Origin of the sequence: Rhodopseudomonas palustris HaA2, assembly GCF_000013365.1 — a bacterium.
Lineage (GTDB): Bacteria > Pseudomonadota > Alphaproteobacteria > Rhizobiales > Xanthobacteraceae > Rhodopseudomonas > Rhodopseudomonas palustris_J.
This window is the reverse complement of record NC_007778.1, coordinates 1,917,277-1,936,215: the sequence shown is the minus strand read 5'-3', so window position 1 is coordinate 1,936,215 and position 18,939 is coordinate 1,917,277. Positions and strand designations below refer to the sequence as shown.

Genomic DNA, 18,939 nt, shown 5'->3' with positions numbered 1-18,939 from the left:
GCCCTCTCCCGCCGTCAGGATAGAGGAGATTGCGGTGCGGTCAAAGTGATCTGCCGCACTTACAGCGCCTTGCGAAACGTCAGGTTGATGCGCTGTCGGCCGAGCAGCGGGTGCTCGCCGTCCTTCAGCGCCAGCACGCCGTGATACACCAGCCGGGTCTCGCCGCCCCACACCAGCACGTCGCCGTGGCGCAATTCGAAACGGCGAGGCTTGTCGCTGCGCGCCATCCCGCCGAATTGGAAGACCGCCGGCAGGCCGAGCGACACCGAGACGATCGGGGCGGCGAAATCCTGCTCGTCCTTGTCCTGATGCAGCGCCATCTTGGCACCCGGCGCATAGCGATTGATCAGGCAGGCATCGGGCGTGAAGGCCGCGAACCCCGCTTCCGCCGCCGCGCTGACCGCCAGTTCGCGCAACACGTCCGGCATCTCCGGCCATGGCAGCTCGCTCGCCGGATCGTGGGTGGCATAGCGATATCCGCGACGATCGGTGACCCAGCCGGCACGGCCGCAACTGGTCATCGCCACGCTCATCGTATGGCCACCCGGCGTCATCATGTGGCGGAACGGGGCGCGCGCGACGACGGCCTCGATCACCGCCATCAATTCGAGCTCCTGCGCCCGCGCGAAGCCGTGCAGCAGCGCTGCGCCCGGAGCGATGTCCTCGCGCCTCGGGCCATCGAACAGATTCTCGAATAGATCGGCCGCCAAAGGCGCACTCCCTTTCCTCACGATGCTATCCCGCGCCGAACCGCCAGTCGCAAATCTCCGCCGCGAGATCGACGAACGTGCGGACCTTGGCCGACAATAATCGCGATGTCGGATACACGATCGTGATCGGCAATGGCGGCGCTTCGTAGTCTGCCAACACGACCTGAAGCCGCCCGGTGCGGATCGCCTCGGCGGCCTGGTAGGCGAGCACGCGCGTGAGACCACCGCCGCGCTCGGCATACAGGATCGCTGCGTCGGCAGCATTGGTGGCGAAACGAGGTGTGCAGGCCACCCGGACGTCGCGTCCATCCACGACGAAACGCCACGTCACCGTGGACGTAATGGCGCCGAAATGGACGGTGTCGTGCGCAGCAACCTCGGCAGGAACCATCGGCACGCCGCGTGCGCCGAGATAGTCCGGCGATGCCACGACGATCCGTCGCATCGTCCCGAGCTGTCGCGCCACCAGGCTCGAATCGGCGAGCGGCCCGATGCGGACGGCGCAATCGACTCCATCCTCGACCAGATTGATGATCCGGTCCGACAGCCGCAGCTCCCCGGCGACATCGGGATATCGCAGCAGATAGTCCGACATCAGAGGGGCGACATGCAGCCGGCCGAACCCGACCGGGGCAGACACGACCAGGCGTCCCGAAGGATCGATACGTTCGGCGGAGGCCGAAGCTTCCGCCTCCTCGACGTCGGACAGGATCCGCTTCACGCGCTCGAGATAGCGCGCGCCGATATCGGTCAGCGCGACGGAGCGCGTCGTCCGCTGCAGCAGACGCGCGCCGACACGCTGCTCCAGCGCAGCGACCAGCCGCGTCACCGCCGAAGGCGATAGCCCCAGCTTGCGTGCGGCAGGCGCAAAGCCATTGAGGTCTGCGACCGCAACAAAGGCGGCCATGGCATCGAGACGGTCCATGGCATTATTTCACCATACGCAACAATATAGTGTCAATTCATATCATTGTCGCAAAACAGGAAGCAGCGCATCTTTGCCTGGCATTCAGACAATGGGAGGCCAAAGCGATGACCGACACCCTGCAGTTTTCGAGCGACATCGCCTTCACCCCGCAGGTCAAGGCTATCCAGGCCCGCAAGGGCTCACGCGTCGCGTATGCCCGGGTTGAACAGGGCGGCGGATGGCGCAGCAGAATCGACGAGAACCTGGCGGAGTTTCTCGGCGCGCAGACGAGCGTCCTGCTCGCCACTGCCAGCGCCGACGGCCAGCCCTACATCCAGCATCGCGGCGGGCCAGCGGGCTTTTTGCACGTCCTCGACGACCAGACGATCGGATTCGCCGACTTCACCGGCAACAAGCAGTACATCACTCAGGGTAATCTCGCCGAGAACCCGAAGGCGTATATCTTCGTGATCGACTACGCGCATCGCCGCCGGATCAAGATTTGGGGCCGCGCCCAGGTGATCGAAGACGACCCGGCGCTGATCGCATCGCTGATGCCGAAGGGCTACAAGGCGCGGCCGGAGCAGGCGATCCTGTTCAAGGTCGAGGCATGGGACACCAACTGTCCGCAGCATATTCCGCAGAAATTCGACGCCGCCGATGTCGCCGAGGCGCTCGCCAAGCGTGACGCGCGGATCGCGGAACTCGAAGCCGAACTGGCGGCGGTCCGCGCGCCGGGCTGAGGCTGCATGGATCGCCGGAAGGTGGTTTCGCGAACGACCACATCGCGGTAAAGGGGGGACCATGCCCCTCCCCTCTCCGATGGAACCGGAAAGTCCGTGCCAGGGTTGCGGCGCGTGCTGTGCCTATTCGGCGAACTGGCCGCGCTTCACCGTGGAGGACGACGCCGCTCTGGACGCGATTCCGGCGGAACTCGTCAATGCGCGGCTGAGCGGGATGCGCTGTGAGGGCGAGCGCTGCTGCGCGCTGAGCGGGGCGATCGGGCAAGCCACCGCCTGCACGATCTATGAACTGCGCCCGGAGGTCTGCCGCGAGTGCCAGCCGGGTGATCCGGAATGCATCATGGCGCGGCGGAGGCACCGGCTTCCGCCGCTGTTAGACGGCGGCCACCGACAAGTCGGATTGGTCGCGAGTCCGACGGGCTCGAAGTCCGACTAGACTACTAGTTGGACACCGGCACGGTCTCATCGTCATCGATATCGCCCTGATCGAGCGGCGCGATGCTCGATAGCGGCTTGGTCGACAGCGTGATCGCCTTGCGATGACTGCAGTTGACCGCCGCAGGCCGGTGGCGAGGTCCCGCCGTTTCGCGCGACAGCGCGACTAGCACGGAACCGACCCGCCCGCCGTGCCGGACCAGATCGCGCTCGTCACAGCTCGCGGCAATCGTCAGCGCAAGCGCGTGAAGATGGGCGCGGCGGTAACAGAACAGCGCGAGCTGAGCACGAACGTCGGACGATACACTTTCCACCAGGGCCGGCAGACCGTTCTCGTTGGCACGATACATCGCACCGAGGAGATCGTCCCGGACCGGGCAGAGGTCATTTTCGAAGGCTTCACGGCTCGACAACATCGGCGTTACTCCGAGGCGATTTCGATGATGAGGATGCGGCCGAACTCATTAATGAGCACTTAACTATGCCTTCTGATACCTCTCCGACGCATTGCACGATTCGCATGGAACGAAAACGCGAGCACAAATTTTTCGTTCATCGGGTTGTGATCACTCCCGTGCCGCAATCGGCGTTTATTGCTCCAAGTGCGACTTAGCGATTTGATTTCACCGGTCACCACGGAGATTTCAGATGAGCGATCCTGTGACGTTATTCCCCAACCTGTTGCCCGCAGCTCGAACTTACGGCCCCGTCGGAGTGAAGTTCTGGGAGGGCGAGGAAGCCATTCTGGCGGGCATGAAGGAGTTCGCGGACGGCTGGTTCGAGCGTCGGCGGATTGGAACCCACGCCGCACTGGAAACCGCGCGTCGGATGAGCGAAGCGGCAACGCCACTCGATGCGGTGCGCGAGTATCAGGACTGGCTGAGCGGCGCGGCCGCACGGGTGCTCGAAGACGGCATCGCCTGTCAGCAACAATTCCTCAAAGCCAATGCCCGGCTGGCGCCGCATCTGCCGCACACCTCAAAGGCCGAGGCGCCGCCTCCGGAAGCGGATGATCGCCTGAGCGCCTGACTGCCGCGCATCGTAAATAACAGCGCCCATGACCAGTCATGCGCGCGTCGGCTTTTTATGGTCGGAGCGTTGCTGTGGCTCGTCGCCCGACTCCGCTGGTGAAAGCGCGACAGTCTCCTCGATGACCGGCGCATCGATTTCCACCCGATTGCGGCCGTTGGATTTGGCGCGGTACAGCGCGGCGTCGGCACGTTCCAGCAGACTATCGGCGGACTCATCCGGGCGGCATTCGGCGACGCCGAAACTCGCCGTGACGGAGCCGATCTGATCGAACGGGGTTCGGGCGACCAGCCGCCGCAGGTTTTCTGCGACTTCGACGGCCGCGTGGAGGTCGGCGTCGACCAGCAGGATCGCGAATTCCTCGCCGCCCCAGCGGGCCAACAGGTCGGTCTGGCGCAGCTGGGCGGCCGCCGTCTGGGATAGCCGGATCAGCACCTGATCTCCGGTCGGATGACCGTAGCGATCATTGACCTCCTTGAAGTGATCCACATCGAACATGACCAGCGAAAGCGGCTGGCCGGTGCGGCGCACGCGTGCCAGTTCCTGAGCCAGACCTTCGTTGAATCGGAGCCGGTTGTGGAGGCCGGTCAGCGGATCCGTGGTCGCCTGACGCGCTAACGCCGCAGCGCGTTCCTGCAACTCGGACCGAAGCAATTGCTGCACGCGGTCGCGCACGCCGCGCTCACGGCCGAAGAAATAGAACAACGCCGTGAGGGCCAGTTGCAATGTGATGATGATCCCGAGCAGGCGGCTGGCCGTGATCCCGGCGACCGGCAGTGTCAGCACCACCGACCACGGCGTTCCCTCCACGACGCTGCGCAGAACATAAGAGCGGCGGCCGCCGAAGCGGGTCCATTCGCCGCCGGTGACGGCATGACGGAGCGGTTCGGAGTGAGGTGTCGAAGACGGCTGCTCCGGCGCCGCCGGCACCATGTCAGGCCGAGGCCACAGAGTACGCGAAAGCTGGGCGGGACGACTGGTCAGGACCACGACGTCACGCGCATCGAGCAGAAAGAACGCCTGCTCGAAACCGCGCAGCCTGGCATCCAGCTTCTCGAGCAAGACCTCGAGTGCGACTACGCCGATGATTGATCCGGCCGGGTCGTGAAGCGGAAGACTGCTCACATAGGATTGCCTGCCGCTGAACGGATCGATCTGGAGATTGCGCCCCGTCCGACCGCCGATCGAGCTTTGGAACCAGACCGTGGTCTTGTGGGAGGCAGCACCCAGCACGTCGAAATCGTGCCGGTCGGTGGTCTCGACGATGTGGCCATTGCGATCGAGGATGAAACCACGTGACGCACCGGCGGTCTCGACATGGAGATCGATGACGGCGCGGGCGAGGTCGCGGTTGGCTCGCTCCGGGCTCACCAACAGTGGCGCGATCACGGGCGAGGCGGCCAGCACCCTGACCACTGCGTCGGCCGTACCGACCGCGTCGGCAATGCTGTTGACGAGCAAGCTGGCAGTGCTCGCCGCCTCCCGCTCGACTTCGGTGCGAAAAATGCCGCCGAGGATATTCGTCAAGACCCAGCCGAAGATCAGGATCGCGGCCATCGCGGCGAGGACGCTGTAGAACTGTCGCTGCAGATAGGCGGTGTAGCGCGGGCAATCGAAGGCATGGATCAACCGCCGACCCCAGGCCCCCCAGATCAGAGCCGCCAGCACCAGAGCTATCAGACCGCGGACGAGTTGGATCGGGACGCCTGTCGCTCCCACGAACCACGCCTGGTTGACGATCGTGGCCGGCCAGAACGGGGCGGGCTCGACGACGACGCCGGCAGCCAAACCATACAGCGAGAACGCAATTGCGAGCCCAACCGCAATCGACCAGCCCGCCTCGCGCACTTTGTGCCGCCGCGCCAGCATCACGAGACCCGTGCCGAGCGCGCCCGGCGCACACAGAGCGTAGCGCGCCAGAGCCCTGGCGGCGTCGAGTCCGTCGACATGGCCGACGACTCCGAGCACCCCCAGGACGGGCAGATAGATCCAGGCCCCAGGCATCCAGACGCCGAGTTTCACCGCGCCCCTGCGCGCGAATTCGGCGAGCGGAATGAAAGACAGAGTCATCATCGCTGAACGGAAGATCGCGAACTCGTTCGAATCCCCGAAGATCAGCGTGGTCATGTCCATCCATTCGGTCACTCCGTGCGAGCAACCAAACAGACCGATCAGGCGGGCGTCGCGAAGATTGGGCCGCACCCGGGCGATGACGAAACTCATCGCGCCCAGCAGGATGAATGCCAGACCGTAGAAGAAATAGATGAAATCGAGCTGGGTTTCGAGATAGCTGGCCATCGGTCCCTGAGCTCGGCCTGACGCTCGGACACCTATGAGCATTGACGGCCGCCGTCGGTAACAAGCTACGCGTGGCAGCTCATCCGACGGTTAATTTTGCTCCTGGTACAGTTACCTGGGCGTCGATTGCGGCACTCTGCCGCAAGGCCTCCGACCGCTGCCCATTACGCATTGGCAGCCAGCAACACCGACAGGCCGAAGCCGGTGAGGTGATGCAACGCCTGATCGGTTCCGATCAGCCACCAGAACCATCGACTTTCCGGTGTGATCTCGAACGTCGCAACGGTGAAGCCCTTGGCGCGGTCGATCGCGAGGTGGATGACGAAATCGATCAGCCCGATGAACCAGTAGCGCGGGGCGAGGATCAGCATCACCGCGGTGGTGAGGACCAGATGCACGGCGCAATGCGCGAGCAGCGGGAGCGCCCATCCCGTCTTCTTGTCCTTGCCGAGCGCCATCCAGGCGTTCTGCAGATAGAAATCCGCGAAGACATGCTTGACGGTGAGTATCAGCATCCATCCGGTGAGCGCACCAACGGCGACCGTCGACGACAATTGGGGAAGGATCAAGCTCACGCCCTTTGCCTGGGCCCGACGGGGGCATCACGACATCGACCGGCGGCGCGCCGGTCGATGTCGTGGATTTCCCGTGCGAGCGCTGAGCATCGCAACCGGCCAGGACCGGCCAGTGTTCCATTATGACATTCCTGACTTCGGAATGCACGTGGCCGGACTACCGGCGGGAATGACCGATCAATTGCGCGGTAACCGAGTAGCCTGAAATCCCTCAGGGCATCGCCGACGCCGGCACCGTGCCGGCACTGGCCTGGGTGCGGATCGCGGTTATGGTGCGTTTCAACGCCGTCTGTCGGCGGTCAGGCAACGCCGCCGCGCGGGCTTCCGCGATCGCAGCCGAAAGATCGTCCAGCACCAGCGTGCCGGCGAACACCGGCTTGACCAGGCTGTCGATGATCAAGGTCCAGTTCGCCATGCCGTAGCGATAGGTGTCGCCGTAGCCGCGGATCATGGTGGCGCTCTCCACGATCGTCCACACCGCCTCGGGCCGCTTGGCGAGGCAGCGATCGATCATATGCAGCCAGCGCTCGACCCAGATCCGCTCTCCCGGGTAGCGGATCGATAGCATCCGCCAGCGCCGCAGCCACGCCTCCATCTTCAGCCGGCGAATGCCGAGCCACCATGTGGCGTTGAAGCGCATTTTCACGTGCATATGCTGCCAGCCGAAGGCGCCCAGCACCCTGAGCATCGGATTGGCCACCACGATCGGCAGCGCCGACACCATCTCGTCGACTCGAAACCGGCACTTGCGGTCGACGCGGACGGTAGCGACGCCGCTCGGATCGATCGCCGCTTCGATCAGCGCGAGTTGCGCAATCCGGATCGGATCCTCATAGGCCATCCGCTCAGCCATCAATTGCGCGATCCGGATCGACAGATCGTCGCCGACGTCGCGGCGCCCGGCGAAGCGGCGGACGCGATCGAGATACAGCCGCGCATAGCGACGGCCCTGATACACGATCAACCGTTCGACCGCATCGCTCACCACAGCCGAGAGCGTTGGTGACAGCCCGTCCGGCAGATCGAGCGGGACCACGCGATCACGCTCGCCGATGATTTCGGCGAGCGTCGAGCGCATCGCATCGATATAGCCTGCCACCGCCCCGTCCTCGCCGCTAGGCCGTATCGCTGACGACCTGGGCCGGCACCGGCAGATGAGCCTGCGCCAGCCGCGCTTCCAGCGTCTCGATGTTCTGAAACAGCCGCGCGCTCGCGAGACGCAGGAAGTAGAAGCCGAATTCCGGATTCTGCACGTAGAGTTCCTCGACCTGGCGATAACTGACGCCCAGCACGACGCCGGCTTCGATGCATTCCAGCGTCTGCGTCCTGGTATTCGACGGCGACAGCATGCCGAGCTCGCCGACGATCGCACCGACCGGCAGTTCGATGCCGGACTCGACCAGGCGGAAGCGGCCGCTGACGATGTAGTACATGTGCTCGGCCTTCTCGTCCTTGTAGAACAGCTCCTCGCCGGCCGCGCATTTTCGCTCGGTCATGAACGGCTTCAGCCACTCCATCGACAGATCGCCGTTGACCGACTTCTTCACGTCACGGACGAGTTGCAGCATCTGGTGCAGACGCCAGACGTTGAGCGGCAGCAGCACCGCATGCAGCGCCATGGTCGGATAGTTGTGGGTCGGGATCGACACCGCGATCAGCAGGACATTGGCCAGGATGCCGAACACGCGCAGCGGGATCATCGTCCGCATCGTGGCGGTCGCGACCACGAAGATCGTCGCGAACAGGCTGCCCGCAGTGCCGGCGTGCTGAGCGATGTGGGACATGTCCATGAGGATCAACCTGCCTTCGAGATGCGAACGTCGACACCGACAAGATGCGGCAACGGCGATCGGTGATCGCCGTCACGGACTGCACGCCATACACGTTTAAGCCGACGGGATTATAAACAATCCGAGGCCCGGAACACCACCGGCCTGGGCCGGCCGGCCCGAACGGTCTCCGGTGTGGTTGGCGGCCACATTGACGGCCGCAACCGACACGGGCAGTTTGCAGGGGTCGTCATGCCCGACGACACACCCCTCAGCCGGACTGTTTCCGGGAGCTTCCGTGTTCCCGACGCCGTCACCACGCGAGCCCCTCGGAGACCACCCATGTCGGACACGGAGAGCGCCACCACGCCGGTGCTCGGCATCGACGGCCCGCGCGCCACCATCCGGCTGAACCGGCCGAACCATCTCAACCGGCTGCAGCCGGACGACCTGGCGACGCTACTGGCACAATTCGCGCTGATCGACAGCGACCTCTCCATCCGCGTGCTGGTCCTGACCGGCACCGGCCGGGCATTCTCGGCGGGATTCGACCTCGGCAAGGTCGCTGAACGCGCCGCAAGCGAGGTTGAAAGCGAGTCGTCCGGTTCCGCGTTCGAAGTCGTCGCCAACCGGCTGGAGGATCTGCGGGTGCCGACGATCTGCCGGCTCAACGGCGGCGTCTATGGCGGCTCGACCGACCTGGCGCTGGCCTGCGATTTCCGCATCGGCGTCGACACTGCCGAGATGTTCATGCCGGCGGCCCGGCTCGGGCTGCACTACTACCCATCCGGGATCAAACGCTATGTCACCCGACTCGGCGTCGACAATGCCAAGCGGCTGTTTCTCACCGCCCAGCGGATCGATGCCGCCGAAATGCTGCGGATCGGCTATCTGACGCAGATGGTGGCGATGGACCGGCTCGACCGCGAGGTCGACGCCCTCGCGGCAACCCTGGCCGGCAATGCGCCGAATGCGGTCGCCGGCATGAAGCGCGCGCTCAACGAATTCGCGCGACAGGCGCTCGACGAGCAAGCGGCCGACGCCCGCGCCCGCGCCTCGATGCGCGGCGACGAGATCAAAGAAGGCATCGCCGCGTACAAGGAGAAACGCGCAGCGCGGTTCTGAGGGGGGTGCGGATCACAATCTCTCAATTTGTCATTCCGGGTTCGCGCGGAGCCCATGATCGGGCCGGCCAAAGGCCGAGCCGATGGCGCGCAACCGAATGACGGGCAGAGGTCGAGCCACGCCCCTCGCCGGAACACGTCGCGGCTCCCTTCACTCCACGAACGTCGCCACGTCGCCGATCGGCGCGCGGTTGGTGCGGTAGCTGTTCGCCTTGTGCTCGCGATCGGCGAAGCCGAACGAGATGCCGCACACCACGCGACGGCCGTCGCCGAGACCGAAATGCTCGCGCACCACGCCGGAGTGAAACGCCAGCGCCGCCTGCGGCACGGTGGCGAGGCCGAGCGCCTGCGCCGCAAGCATGAACGAGGTGACGTAACCGCCGCAGTCGATCGCGCCGTAGACGCCGAGCGCCTCGTCGGTGGTGATGATCGCGACATGCGGCGCGCCGAAGAAATTGAAGTTCTCCAGCGCCTGCTTGGCGTAAGCCGTCTTGTCGCCCTTGGCGATGCCGAGCGTGTTGTAGAGCTGGAAACCGCTCTCGCGCCGGCGGTCGAGATACACGCCGCGGTACTCCCGCGGAAATTCGAAATCGCCGCTCGACGGCGCGCCGCTGGCCGCAACGCCGTAGATGACGTCGCGAAATCTCTTCGTCGCCTCGCCCGACGTGATCAGCACCTGCCAGGGCTGGCTGTTGCACCATGACGCGGTCTTCTGCGCCGCGGCCAATACCCGCTCGATGGTGTCGCGCGGGACCGGATCTGGCTTGAATGCCCGGCACGAATAGCGCGCCGCCATCAACTCTTCGAGCACATTGATCGGGGCGGATTGATTACTTTCGGTCATCGGCAACGCCATCTTTCTGGAGAAGGTCGGACTGATTGTGTCCCGGATGCGGTGCAGCGGCCAGCTTTGCGGCGTAGTGCGCTGCCGATCCGGGGCCCGGTGATGTTGCCGGCGCCCCAACCGGGGTCCCGGATCTGCGGAGCGGCATGAAGAATGCCGCGCCGCGTCCGGGACGCAGGGTCCTTAACCGCGCCCCCGTGTCGGGATCTGGTTGAACGGCACGTCCTTGTCGACGCGGATGTCGCCGGGCAAGCCAAGCACGCGCTCGGCGATGATGTTGCGCAGGATTTCGTCGGTGCCGCCGGCGATCCGCATCGACGGCGACGACAGCAGCATCGCCTGGAAGCTGCCGCCGGCCTCGGCCTCCTGGGGATCGGTGAACATTCCGGCCGCGCCTTCGAGGTCCATCGCGAACGCGGCGATGTCCTGCAGCATCGGCCCCGCGACCAGCTTGCCGATCGAGTTCTCGGGGCCCGGCCGTTCGCCCTTCGACAGCGCCGAGATCGAGCGATACGACGTGTACTTCAGCCCGCTCGCCTTGACCGCCCAGTTCGCGAGTTTGCTCCGCACGGCGGAATCGTCGATCGCAAGGCCGTCGGCGGTGACGAGGTTCGAGCAGAGATCGAAGATCTCCGGAAAGCCGGTGGCGAGCCGCGCGCCGATCGACATCCGCTCGTTCATCAGCGTGGTCAGCGACACGTTCCAGCCGTCGCCGACGGCGCCGAGCCGCTGGCTGTCCGGAATCCGCACATTGGTGAAGAACACCTCGTTGAATTCCTGCATGCCATTGGCCTGCTTGATCGGCTTGACCTCGACGCCTTCGCTCTTCATGTCGAGGAAGAACATGGTGAGGCCCTTGTGTTTGGGCACATTGGGGTCGGTGCGGGTAATCAGCAGGCCGTAGTCGGAGTAGTGCGCGCCCGAGGTCCAGATCTTCTGGCCGTTGATCACCCAGTCGTCACCATCCTTCTCGGCGCGGGTGCGCAGCCCGGCGACGTCCGAGCCACCGGCCGGCTCGGAAAACAACTGGCACCAGATGTTCTCGCCCGAGGCGAGCTTCGGCAGATAGTTGCGCTTGTCGTCCTCGCTGGCATAGGCCATCACCGTCGGGCCGCACATGCCCTCGCCGATCTGGAACGGCTGCGTCAGCTTGCCGTACACGCCCTCTTCCTGCTGCCAGATCACCTTCTCGATCGGCGTGGCGCCGCGACCGCCATACTCCTTCGGCCAGGTCAGGCAGGCCCAGCCGCCCTCGGCCTTCTTCTTCTGCCACGCCTTGCCGACCTCGACGATGTCGGCGTTCTTCAGGCTGATGCGGCCGAGGCCGGACTTGGTCAGTTCCGCTTCGTACTGCTTCGGCGCGTTGGCGTCGATCCACGCGCGAGCCTTGGCGCGGAATTCGGCTTCCTGCGGGGTATCGTCGAAATTCATGGTGGCTCACTCCTGTTCTGTATTCGGCGGCGCTTCCACGGAAGGCCGCCACCTATTCCCACGTCATCCTGAGGCGCTCGCCCGGCAGCGCCCGGCGCGGGCCGGCGAGCCTCGAAGGATGCTGTTCAGCGACACTCTGCCTGCGACGCCGTCGCCCTTCGAGGCTCGCCGAAGACGGCGAGCACCTCAGGGTGACGGTCCGCGACGGCGAAACTCGTAGGATGTGTTGAGTTCCGGCGATACCCATCAACTACTCAGACTGTTCCTACGTTGTTAGGCCCGCCCCCGCGTCGGGATCTGGTTGAACGGCACGTCCTTGTCGACGCGGATGTCGCCGGGCAGACCGAGCACGCGCTCGGCGATGATGTTGCGCAGGATCTCGTCGGTGCCGCCTTCCACACGCGTCGCCGGCGAACGCAGCAGCATCGCCTGGAACTTGCCGGCGGCTTCCGCATCCTCGGGGCCGCTCAGCACGCCGCCGGCGCCCTGCAGGTCGAGCGCATACATTGCGACGTCCTGAATCATCGAACCCGCGACGAGCTTGCCGATCGAATTCTCCGGCCCCGGGCGTTCGCCCTTCGACAGCGCCGAGATCGCGCGGAAGCTGGTGTATTTCAACCCGCTGGCGCGCACCGCCCAGTTGGCGAGCTTACTGCGCACCGCTCGGTCCTCGATCGCGGGGCCGCCGTCGAGCATCAGCGAATTGCAGTACTCGAACAACTCCGGAAACCCAGTCGCCACATTGGCGCCGATCGACATCCGCTCGTTCATCAGCGTCGTCAGCGACACGTTCCAGCCGTCGCCGACGGCGCCCAACCGCTGACTGTCCGGAATCCGCACGTCGGTGAAGTACACTTCATTGAAGTCGGAATTGCCGTTGGCCTGCTTGATCGGCTTGATCTCGACGCCCTTGCTCCTCATGTCGAGGAAGAACATCGTCAGGCCCTTGTGCTTGGGCACGGTCGGGTCGGTGCGGGTGATCAGGATGCCGTAGTCCGAATAATGCGCGCCGGAGGTCCAGATCTTCTGGCCGTTGATGATCCAGTCGTCGCCGTCCTTCTCCGCGCGCGTGCGCAGGCCGGCGACGTCCGAACCGCCGGCGGGCTCCGAGAACAACTGACACCAGATGTTCTCGCCCGACGCCAGCGGCGGCAAATAGTATCGCTTCTGGTCCTCCGAGGCGAACGCCATCATGGTCGGCCCGCACATGCCCTGGCCGATGATGAACAGCGCGCCGAGCTTGCCGTAGACGCCCTCTTCCTGCTGCCAGATCACCCGCTCGATCGGCGTCGCGCCGCGGCCGCCGTAATCCTTCGGCCAATGCGGCACGGCCCAGCCGGCGTCGGCCTTCTTCTTCTGCCAAGCCTTGGCGACCTCGAGAATGTTGGCGCCCTTGAGCTGAACGCGGCCGAGCGAGGCCTTGCGCAGTTCCTCTTCATATTGCTTCGGCGCGTTGGCGTCGATCCAGGCACGCGCCTTGGCGCGGAATTCGGCTTCCTGCGGGGTGTCGTCGAAATTCATCTGTTCGAGCCTTTCTAAGCGAGGCAAATTCAGAACCGCATGGTGAGGAGCGCGCCCTTGCGCGCGTCTCGAACCATGAGGATGGACAGCCTCATCCTTCGAGACGTCCGGCTTCGCTCTGCGAGCTACGCTGGGCTCCTGAGGATGAGGGGCTTCCTCACGCCGCGTTCTTCTTCCGCATGCGGTCGATCAGTTGGTCTTCCCAGTACGACTGGCTGCCCAGCGCCAGCGCCAGCGCGTTGGAGCGGCGATAGTACAGGTGGCAGTCGAACTCCCAGGTGAAGCCCATGCCGCCGTGGACCTGGATGTTCTGCTTCGAACAATGCTGGAACGCCTGCGTCGCGCTGATCCGCGCGGCTGCGGCTGCCTCCGGCAGTTCACCGGCATCAGTCGAGAGCGCCCAGGCGCCGTAGTAGCAATTCGAGCGCGCCAGCGTCGCCGAGACGTACATGTCGGCGAGGATGTGCTTGACCGCCTGGAACGAGCCGATCGGCCGGCCGAAGGCGATGCGATCGAGAGCGTAGTCGCGGCCCATCTCGAGCGCGCGGTCGGCGCCGCCGACCTGCTCGAAGGCGATCAGCACCGCGGCGCGGTCCATCACGCGCGACAGGATGCTCCAGCCTTCGTTCGCCGCGCCGAGCGGCTCGGCCTTGGCGCCGGCGAAGGTCAGTTCGGCCTGCTGCCGCGACGGATCGACATTCTGCAGCGGCTTGGCGTCGACGCCGCCGGCCTTGAGATCGACCAGGAACAGCGAGATATCGGTCTCACGCCCGCTGTTGCCGCTACGCGCCGCGACGATCGCGAAGTCGGCGATCGCGCCGTCGGCGACCGGCTTCTTGGTGCCGGTGAGGGTGCCGTTCGCAGCCGCAACCTTGATCGCCTGCGGCGACGGATTGCCGGTGCCTTCGAACAGCGCCAGCGTGCCGATCGCCTCGCCCGACGAGATCTTCGGCAGCCATTTCTGCTTCTGCTCTTCCGAGCCGGCCAGCAGCAGCACCTCGGCGGCGAGGTACACGGTCGACGAGAACGGCACCGGCGCCAGCGCGCGGCCGAGCTCCTCGGCGATCACGCAGAGCTCGAGATGGCCCGCGCCGGTCCCGCCGTATTCCTCCGGAATCGCGACGCCGAGGAAGCCCATCTCGGCGAGTCCCTTCCAAAGGTCGCGGTCGTAATCCGCCTTGCCTTCGAGCACGGCACGCACCGCCTTCGGCGGGCACTTCTCGGCAAGAAACCGCCGCGCCTGATCGCGCAGTTGCTTCTGGTCGTCGGAGAAATCGAAATTCATGGGCGTGTCTCGTTGGTTGTTAGGTGTTGGTCTTCGGCACCGTCATTCCGGGGCTCGCCGACAGGCGAGAGCCCGGAATCTCGAGATTCCGGGTTCGCGCTGCGCGTGCCCCGGAATGACGGAAGGTGATGGAAACGCCGCCGAGCGCGGCGCGCTCCCTCGCCCCGCTCTTGCGGGGAGAGGGTCGGGGTGAGGGGCTGGGGCGCGCCCGCGCATGCCGAGTTAGTGACGGAGTCCGTGCCAGGCCCCTCACCCGACCGGCGCGATGCGCCGGTCGACCTCTCCCCGCGCAGGGCGGGGAGAGGTTGCGCTGTGCAGATTGGGCCGTCAGTTGATTCACTGCAGCACCATCACGTCCGGGTCGGGATGCTCGGCGTACAGCCGCTCGACCAGCGCGGCGCGGCGCTCGAGGCCTGCGCGCTGGTTGATGTAGCCCTTGTCGGTGAGTTCGTTGCCGTCGATCGACGGCGGCTCGACCATCAGCATCGCGCGCGCGATCCGCATCGAGCTGGCGCCTTCAACCTCGCGGTTTTGCTTCTCCAGGCCGGCTTTCAGCGCGGCGAGCACCGCCGGATGCCTGACCACGTCCTCGAAGGTCGCGCCCGGATCGCCGATCATCACCCGGCAGGCATTGAGGTTGGGCCACGCCAGCAGGCCGATATAAGCGCGGTCCTGCCCCGCCACCAGCGCGTCCTGGATCACCGGGCTCGCCGCGGCGATCGCGTCGGTGCGCACCGTGCTGACGTGGACGAAGGTGCCGGTCATCAGCTTGAAGTCCTCGGCGACCCGGCCGGCGAAGATGATACCCTTCACCGGATCGTTCGGATCGACGAACACGCCGGCATCGCCGATCTTGTAGAAGCCCTCTTCGTCGAACGCCTTCTCGGTGAGATCCGGCTGGCCGTGATAGCCCGGCATCACGTTGACGCCGCGCAGCCGCAATTCGTATTTGTCGCCGACCGGCAGCATCTTCAGTTCGACGCCGGGGAACGGCAGCCCGATCAGGCCGACGCGCTCGGTGTCCCAATAAGTGCCGGTCGAAGTCGGCGAAGTCTCGGTCGAGCCCCAGCCGGTGTAGAACACCAGCCGATGCCCGGTGGCGCGCACCGCCAGCGCCTGCATCCGTTCGTACAGATCGTCGGGCAGCCGGGCGCCGCCATAGGCCATCAGCTGCATGTCCTTGAAGAACGACCGGCACAGCGCGTCGTCCTTCTCCATCGCGCTCGCCAGCGCGGCGTAGCCGGCCGGTACGTTGGCGTAGTAGGTCGGCGAGATTTCGCGCAAGTTGCGCAGCGTCTCTTCGATCTGGCCGGGCACCGGGCGGCCGTCGTCGATGTACAGCGTGCCGCCTTCGATCAGCAGCGGATTGAACGCGGCGTTGCCCCCCATGGTGTGATTCCACGGCATCCAGTCGAGCTGCACCGGCGGCGGACCGTTCGGATCGCGCGGCCGCACCTGCATCATCATCGCCGCGTTGGCGCACATCATGCGCTGGGTATTGATCACCGCCTTCGGCATCCCGGTCGAGCCGGAGGTGAACAGGAACTTGGCGACGGTGTCGGGCGTGATCTTCGCGATCGAGGCCTCGACGTCGGCGGTCACCTTGGTGGCCGCCATGTCGGCGAACGACAGGCTGGGGATGCCGTCGGCCGTCCCGTCGACATGAATCACGGACACGCCGGTCAGATCCAGCGCGTGCAGCGCCTTGGTGAACGGCGCACCGTTCTGCACCATCACCACCGACGGCTTCACCAGGTCGAACAGGTACTTCAGCTTGACGTGGTCGTGGCTCATCAGCGAATAGGCCGGCGACACCGGCGCGGTCGGAATCCGCGCCTGCATCGCCGCCATCATCATCAGCGCGAATTCGATCGAGTTGCCGGACAGCACGGTGAGCGGCCGGCCTTCCGGCAGCCTCAGGTCGAGCAGCGCCTGGGTGAGCGAATCAACGATGCGCTTGGCCTCGGCGTAGCTGACCTTGTGCCACTGCCGCGCCTCGCCCTTGCGCTGCGCCAGCCAGATGTCGTCGGGGCGCTGCTTGGCCCATTTCGCCAGCGCCATTGGCAGATGCGGATCGTGGTCCATCAGCGGAAAGCGCGATTTCATCACCACGACGCCGTCGGCACGGCGCTCGACCTCGATCTCGCGGGGCAGCCAGTTGACCTTGCGGAAGGCCGGCTTGGTCATCACGGCGGCGGCGCTTGAAGTCATCGTTGATTCTCCCGTTTTCCTGGCCTCTTCCCGGGCCGTGATGTTCTTGCCGCGCTAGCGTCGACGATAAACCGGCTTGCGCTTCTGCAGAAAGGCGCTGATGCCTTCGCCGAAATCCTCCGAACGCGAGCACAGCACCTGATTGCGATCTTCCATCGCGATCACCTGCTCGATCGAACCGGCATCGACCGCCATGTTGAGGCATTCCTTCGACAGCCGCAGACCGATCGGCGACGCCGCCAGCATGGCGTCGACATAAGGCTGCGCCGCCGTTGCGAGCTGGTCGTCCTCGACCAGTTCGGACACCAGTCCGGTCATCAGCGCGCGCTCGGATTCGATGAAGCGGCCGGTGAGAATCAGTTCGGATGCGACCGAGACGCCGACCAGGCGCGGCAAGAAGTAGCTGGTGCCGATGTCGCAGCCGCCGAGCCCGAGCTTGATGAAGGCGCAGTTCATCCGCGCGCTGCGGCCGGCGATGCGGATATCGCTCGCCAGCGCCAGCGCGAAGCCGCCACCGGCAGCGGCGCCGTGGACCAGCGCGATGATCGGCTGCGGACAACGCCGCATCAGCATGACGATGTCGGCGATGCGGCGCTGCGAGTCGAGAGATTCGGTTACCCCCGGCGGCTCCTGTTGGGTGCCCCGGCGCTCCATCGCGTCTTTGAGATCGAGCCCGGCGCAAAACGCGCGGCCGGCGCCCTTCAACACCACCACGCGCGTGTCGCGGTTGCGCTGAAGCTGGCCGAAATAGACGTTCAATGCGTCGATCAGTTCGGGGTTGAGCGCGTTCAGGCTGTCCGGGCGATTGAGCGTCACCCAATCAACGCCGTCCGTGTGCTCGATCAGCAGCGCCTGGGGCACGCAATCACTCCCGTATCTTGTTTTGTCCGCGGATCGCAGCGGTCGTTATTGTGCCCTCTCCCCTTGTGGGAGAGGGCATGCCTTGCGTCGACGTCGCGTGCTGCAGGGAGAGGGGGCGGAACTCGCCGCGCGCCTCACCCGGCAGCCTTCGGCCGCCACCCTCCCCCACGAGGGGAGAGGGTTGAAGTGACTACCGCGGCGCCATGCGGATCGCGCCGTCGAGACGGATGGTCTCGCCGTTCAGCATCGGGTTCTCGACGATCTGCACCGCGAGCGACGCGTACTCCGACGGATCGCCGAGGCGGGCCGGATGCGGCACCTGCGAGCCGAGGCTCTTGCGGGCTTCTTCCGACAGGCCCATCAGCAGCGGCGTCAGGAACAGGCCGGGCGCGATCGTCATGACGCGGATGTTCATCGAGGCGAGGTCGCGCGCCACCGGCAAGGTCATGCCGACGATGCCGCCCTTCGACGCCGAATAAGCCGCCTGGCCGATCTGGCCGTCGAACGCCGCCACAGAGGCGGTGTTGATGCAGACGCCGCGCTCTTCGCCGATGGTCGGCGCGTTCTGCATCCGCTCGGCGACGAGCCGGATGCAGTTGAAGCTGCCGATCAGATTGACGTTGATGATGCGCGAGAAATGATCGAGCGGATAGGCGCCGTTCTTGCCGACGGTCTTCACTGCGCCGCCGATGCCGGCGCAGTTCACCAGCACGCGGACGATGCCGTGCGCGGCTTCGGCCTTGGCGATCGCTTCCTTGACCGGCGCTTCCTGCGACACGTCACCGACACAGGCGACGCCGCCGATCTCGGCCGCGACCTTCTCGGCATTGTCCTTGTTCATGTCGAGCACCGCGACCTTGGCGCCCTTGGCGGCCATCGCTTGCGCCGTCGCGGCGCCGAGCCCCGACCCTCCGCCGGTGATGAGAACGGAGACGTCTTTCAACTGCATCGTAAATCCTTTCCTTGGGCGCTTCTTGAAGCTTGTCTTTGGGCCCGTCCCTGGGCGTTTCCTGAACTGTTCAACGAACCTCGGACGGGTCCTTCGGCGTGATCTTCTTGCGCTTTCGAGCCGGAATGTTCAACGGCCCTCGGGCCGTTTCCCTGTCGCTTTTCTCCAGCGACTTTCTCCAGCGACCGCAACCGACGACGGCCTGGCGATCCGGCCGAAGCGTCTCGTTCGGCAATGGCAGCGCACT

Annotated in this window: 18 protein-coding genes; 4 read left to right on the top strand and 14 right to left on the bottom strand. The window is 65.4% G+C overall.

The window, feature by feature from the left end:
- Positions 1–59: 59 nt before the first annotated feature.
- Together alkB and RPB_RS08560 are read right to left on the bottom strand one after the other, a co-directional pair.
- Entirely contained in the window at positions 60–710 is a 651-nt protein-coding gene (gene alkB / locus RPB_RS08565; protein WP_041798104.1) for a DNA oxidative demethylase AlkB, read from the bottom strand.
- Between the two features lie 25 nt (positions 711–735).
- The gene (locus tag RPB_RS08560) at positions 736–1,635 is read right to left on the bottom strand and encodes a LysR family transcriptional regulator (RefSeq protein ID WP_011440596.1); all 900 of its coding nucleotides are present in this window, start codon (positions 1,633–1,635) and stop codon (positions 736–738) included.
- 107 nt (positions 1,636–1,742) lie between these two features.
- Here RPB_RS08560 and RPB_RS08555 point away from each other — a divergent pair, with 107 nt between their 5' ends.
- Both RPB_RS08555 and RPB_RS08550 read left to right on the top strand, forming a co-directional pair.
- Positions 1,743–2,360, top strand: a complete 618-nt coding sequence (locus RPB_RS08555; RefSeq protein WP_041798102.1) for a pyridoxamine 5'-phosphate oxidase family protein — start codon at positions 1,743–1,745, stop codon at positions 2,358–2,360.
- A gap of 61 nt (positions 2,361–2,421) precedes the next feature.
- Positions 2,422–2,796 (top strand): YkgJ family cysteine cluster protein, encoded by a 375-nt coding sequence (locus RPB_RS08550; RefSeq protein ID WP_080507757.1) that lies wholly within the window; start codon positions 2,422–2,424, stop codon positions 2,794–2,796.
- Positions 2,797–2,800: 4 nt separating this feature from the next.
- On the opposite strand, the gene RPB_RS08545 is transcribed toward RPB_RS08550, so the two are convergent.
- A complete protein-coding gene (locus RPB_RS08545; RefSeq protein WP_011440593.1) occupies positions 2,801–3,211 on the bottom strand; it encodes a hypothetical protein in 411 nt (136 codons plus the stop codon).
- 232 nt (positions 3,212–3,443) lie between these two features.
- Between RPB_RS08545 and RPB_RS08540 the strand changes: the two genes are divergently transcribed.
- A complete protein-coding gene (locus RPB_RS08540; RefSeq protein WP_011440592.1) occupies positions 3,444–3,824 on the top strand; it encodes a hypothetical protein in 381 nt (126 codons plus the stop codon).
- Positions 3,825–3,860: 36 nt separating this feature from the next.
- On the opposite strand, the gene RPB_RS08535 is transcribed toward RPB_RS08540, so the two are convergent.
- The 4 genes from RPB_RS08535 to RPB_RS08520 all read right to left on the bottom strand — a co-directional run bounded on the left by RPB_RS08535 (position 3,861) and on the right by RPB_RS08520 (position 8,487).
- Positions 3,861–6,122: a sensor domain-containing diguanylate cyclase gene (locus tag RPB_RS08535; RefSeq protein WP_011440591.1), complete on the bottom strand. Its 2,262-nt coding sequence runs from the start codon at positions 6,120–6,122 to the stop codon at positions 3,861–3,863.
- Between the two features lie 164 nt (positions 6,123–6,286).
- The gene (locus RPB_RS08530; RefSeq protein ID WP_011440590.1) at positions 6,287–6,691 is read right to left on the bottom strand and encodes a DUF3307 domain-containing protein; all 405 of its coding nucleotides are present in this window, start codon (positions 6,689–6,691) and stop codon (positions 6,287–6,289) included.
- A 217-nt stretch (positions 6,692–6,908) separates the two neighbouring features.
- Positions 6,909–7,796: a DUF6537 domain-containing protein gene (locus RPB_RS08525; RefSeq protein ID WP_011440589.1), complete on the bottom strand. Its 888-nt coding sequence runs from the start codon at positions 7,794–7,796 to the stop codon at positions 6,909–6,911.
- 16 nt (positions 7,797–7,812) lie between these two features.
- Entirely contained in the window at positions 7,813–8,487 is a 675-nt protein-coding gene (locus RPB_RS08520; RefSeq protein ID WP_011440588.1) for a Crp/Fnr family transcriptional regulator, read from the bottom strand.
- Positions 8,488–8,808: 321 nt separating this feature from the next.
- Between RPB_RS08520 and RPB_RS08515 the strand changes: the two genes are divergently transcribed.
- Complete coding sequence (locus RPB_RS08515) at positions 8,809–9,591, top strand: enoyl-CoA hydratase/isomerase family protein (RefSeq protein WP_011440587.1); 783 nt, start codon at positions 8,809–8,811, stop codon at positions 9,589–9,591.
- A gap of 150 nt (positions 9,592–9,741) precedes the next feature.
- Here RPB_RS08515 and RPB_RS08510 read toward each other — a convergent pair whose 3' ends face one another.
- The 7 genes from RPB_RS08510 to RPB_RS08480 all read right to left on the bottom strand — a co-directional run bounded on the left by RPB_RS08510 (position 9,742) and on the right by RPB_RS08480 (position 18,692).
- The gene (locus RPB_RS08510; protein WP_011440586.1) at positions 9,742–10,434 is read right to left on the bottom strand and encodes a nitroreductase; all 693 of its coding nucleotides are present in this window, start codon (positions 10,432–10,434) and stop codon (positions 9,742–9,744) included.
- A 183-nt stretch (positions 10,435–10,617) separates the two neighbouring features.
- Positions 10,618–11,865, bottom strand: coding sequence for an acyl-CoA dehydrogenase (locus tag RPB_RS08505; RefSeq protein ID WP_011440585.1), 1,248 nt, complete (start codon positions 11,863–11,865; stop codon positions 10,618–10,620).
- 273 nt (positions 11,866–12,138) lie between these two features.
- Positions 12,139–13,386, bottom strand: coding sequence for an acyl-CoA dehydrogenase (locus RPB_RS08500; RefSeq protein WP_011440584.1), 1,248 nt, complete (start codon positions 13,384–13,386; stop codon positions 12,139–12,141).
- 157 nt (positions 13,387–13,543) lie between these two features.
- A complete protein-coding gene (locus RPB_RS08495) occupies positions 13,544–14,671 on the bottom strand; it encodes an acyl-CoA dehydrogenase family protein (protein WP_011440583.1) in 1,128 nt (375 codons plus the stop codon).
- Positions 14,672–15,007: 336 nt separating this feature from the next.
- Positions 15,008–16,882, bottom strand: coding sequence for an AMP-binding protein (locus RPB_RS08490; RefSeq protein WP_011440582.1), 1,875 nt, complete (start codon positions 16,880–16,882; stop codon positions 15,008–15,010).
- 54 nt (positions 16,883–16,936) lie between these two features.
- On the bottom strand, positions 16,937–17,743 hold the full coding sequence (locus tag RPB_RS08485; RefSeq protein ID WP_011440581.1) for an enoyl-CoA hydratase/isomerase family protein: 807 nt from the start codon (positions 17,741–17,743) through the stop codon (positions 16,937–16,939).
- Positions 17,744–17,933: 190 nt separating this feature from the next.
- Complete coding sequence (locus RPB_RS08480) at positions 17,934–18,692, bottom strand: SDR family NAD(P)-dependent oxidoreductase (RefSeq protein ID WP_011440580.1); 759 nt, start codon at positions 18,690–18,692, stop codon at positions 17,934–17,936.
- Between the last annotated feature and the right edge of the window lie 247 nt (positions 18,693–18,939).

Coding starts and splice junctions, on each gene's coding strand:
- RPB_RS08560 (WP_011440596.1), bottom strand. CDS start 1,635: ATGGACCGTCTCGATGCCATGGCCGCCTTTGTTGCGGTCGCAGACCTC.
- RPB_RS08555 (WP_041798102.1), top strand. CDS start 1,743: ATGACCGACACCCTGCAGTTTTCGAGCGACATCGCCTTCACCCCGCAG.
- RPB_RS08550 (WP_080507757.1), top strand. CDS start 2,422: ATGCCCCTCCCCTCTCCGATGGAACCGGAAAGTCCGTGCCAGGGTTGC.
- RPB_RS08545 (WP_011440593.1), bottom strand. CDS start 3,211: ATGTTGTCGAGCCGTGAAGCCTTCGAAAATGACCTCTGCCCGGTCCGG.
- RPB_RS08540 (WP_011440592.1), top strand. CDS start 3,444: ATGAGCGATCCTGTGACGTTATTCCCCAACCTGTTGCCCGCAGCTCGA.
- RPB_RS08535 (WP_011440591.1), bottom strand. CDS start 6,122: ATGGCCAGCTATCTCGAAACCCAGCTCGATTTCATCTATTTCTTCTAC.
- RPB_RS08520 (WP_011440588.1), bottom strand. CDS start 8,487: ATGGACATGTCCCACATCGCTCAGCACGCCGGCACTGCGGGCAGCCTG.
- RPB_RS08515 (WP_011440587.1), top strand. CDS start 8,809: ATGTCGGACACGGAGAGCGCCACCACGCCGGTGCTCGGCATCGACGGC.
- RPB_RS08510 (WP_011440586.1), bottom strand. CDS start 10,434: ATGACCGAAAGTAATCAATCCGCCCCGATCAATGTGCTCGAAGAGTTG.
- RPB_RS08505 (WP_011440585.1), bottom strand. CDS start 11,865: ATGAATTTCGACGATACCCCGCAGGAAGCCGAATTCCGCGCCAAGGCT.
- RPB_RS08500 (WP_011440584.1), bottom strand. CDS start 13,386: ATGAATTTCGACGACACCCCGCAGGAAGCCGAATTCCGCGCCAAGGCG.
- RPB_RS08495 (WP_011440583.1), bottom strand. CDS start 14,671: ATGAATTTCGATTTCTCCGACGACCAGAAGCAACTGCGCGATCAGGCG.
- RPB_RS08490 (WP_011440582.1), bottom strand. CDS start 16,882: ATGACTTCAAGCGCCGCCGCCGTGATGACCAAGCCGGCCTTCCGCAAG.
- RPB_RS08480 (WP_011440580.1), bottom strand. CDS start 18,692: ATGCAGTTGAAAGACGTCTCCGTTCTCATCACCGGCGGAGGGTCGGGG.